Below are 1,450 nucleotides of genomic sequence, written 5' to 3' on the forward strand. Positions count from 1 at the left end.
TCCCACATGAACCAGAACCGCTCCTGTCCCGGGGTGCCGAACAGGTACAGCACGTGCTGCGGGTCGAGGGTTATGCGGCCGAAGTCCATGGCCACCGTCGTCTCGACCTTGTTCTCGATCCCGTCGAGGTTGTCGGTGGCGGCACTGACCGTGGTGAGCAGCTCCTCCGTGCTGAGCGGCGCGATCTCGCTGACGGCTCCGACGAAGGTCGTCTTGCCGACCCCGAACCCGCCCGCCACCAGGATCTTGAGCGCGGTGGGGAAGGGATCGGCGCCTTCGCCGTAGTTGTGGTCAGAGCTGTCGTCGTAGTCCATCGAGCACTGCCTCCAGAAGGGCCCGGTCCGTGATGTTGTGGTGGAACTCGGGGGGCTTTGTGGTGAGGGCGCCGCAGTCGACGAGGTCGGACAGCAGCACCTTGGTGACTGCCGCCGGCAGCTTGAGGTGGGCGGCGACCTCGGCGACCGAGACGGGGGCGCGGCACAGGTCCAGGGCCTGTGCGTGTTCGGGACCGAGGTAGCCGAGCGGGGTGGCTCCGGTGGCCATCACCTGGGAGATGAGGTCGAGCGCGACGCTGGGGCGGGTGCGGCCGTTGCTGACCGTGAACGGGCGCACCAGCCGTCCGGCCGCGTCGTCGAGCCAGGGCCCGTCGCCGGCCGTGGCCACGCTCAAGGCCTCATCGCCGTGGGTTCGACGGCGTGCTGCCGGGGCGCGGTCACCAGGTAGGGGCGGACGCTCTTGACCAGCATCGCCATCTCGTAACCGAGTACCGCGGCATCGGCCTCGCGGCCGGCGAGCACGGCGAGGCAGGTGCCGGAGCCGGCGGTGGTGACGAACAGCAGGGTGGAGTCGAGTTCGACGACGACCTGCCGGACGTCACCGCCGTCGCCGAAGCGGACGCCGGCGCTGCGGCCGAGTGAGTAGAGACCGGAGGCCAGGGCGGCCATGTGGTCGGCGCTGTCGGGGTCGAGTCCGTGCACCGACTTCACAAGCCCGTCGCAGGAGAGGAGCACGGCGCTGCTGGTGTGCGGTACGCGCTGCACGAGGCCGCTCATCAGCCAGTCGAGATCGGATACATGGCCGGTGGGGGCATCGGTCGCCATGGTGGATCGACTCCTTGGGATACGAAGGTCTGCGGGCGTGCCCGAAGGTGCGCCGGGGGTGGTTGCGGTGGGGGTGGTGACGGGAGTGGCAGCGGTGGTCATCCGGCTGGGGCACTCCCGTCGGGGCGGTCGGGGCCGGGCGCGGGCGCGCTGTTACGCGAGGCAGGCGCGGGCCGCGGTTCGGTTATATGAGCCGGCTCCATGTGCGGTGGTACGTCCGTATGCGGTCCCTCCATGTGCCGTACGTCTGTGGGGCGTACATCCATGGAGAGGGGCGTGGTCGTGGTGGTCAGGTCTGTGTGGCGGGGCTCCGGCACCACGGTCGACTGCCGGTGTGCGGGCCGTGTCGG

3 protein-coding genes and 1 pseudogene are annotated in these 1,450 nt (G+C 70.1%); all 4 read right to left on the minus strand.

Annotated elements, in window-relative coordinates; translation table 11 throughout:
• On the minus strand, nucleotides 1-314 hold a 314-nt coding region (locus tag StrepF001_RS45255), incomplete at its 3' end, for an ATP/GTP-binding protein (RefSeq protein WP_206307177.1).
• Entirely contained in the window at nucleotides 292-663 is a 372-nt protein-coding gene (locus tag StrepF001_RS45260; RefSeq protein WP_129803879.1) for a DUF742 domain-containing protein, read from the minus strand. The genes StrepF001_RS45260 and StrepF001_RS45255, both read right to left, overlap by 23 nt.
• 2 nt (nucleotides 664-665) lie before the next feature.
• A complete protein-coding gene (locus StrepF001_RS45265) occupies nucleotides 666-1,100 on the minus strand; it encodes a roadblock/LC7 domain-containing protein (RefSeq protein WP_129803880.1) in 435 nt (144 codons plus the stop codon).
• A 98-nt stretch (nucleotides 1,101-1,198) separates the two neighbouring features.
• A pseudogene (locus tag StrepF001_RS46840) lies at nucleotides 1,199-1,450 on the minus strand (hypothetical protein); the annotation flags it as partial.

Source organism: Streptomyces sp. F001, assembly GCF_004187715.1.
GTDB classification, from domain to species: domain Bacteria; phylum Actinomycetota; class Actinomycetes; order Streptomycetales; family Streptomycetaceae; genus Streptomyces; species Streptomyces flavusporus.

Excerpts from the sequence above, each read along its gene's own strand:
- StrepF001_RS45265 (WP_129803880.1), bottom strand. The coding sequence starts at position 1,100 with ATGGCGACCGATGCCCCCACCGGCCATGTATCCGATCTCGACTGGCTG.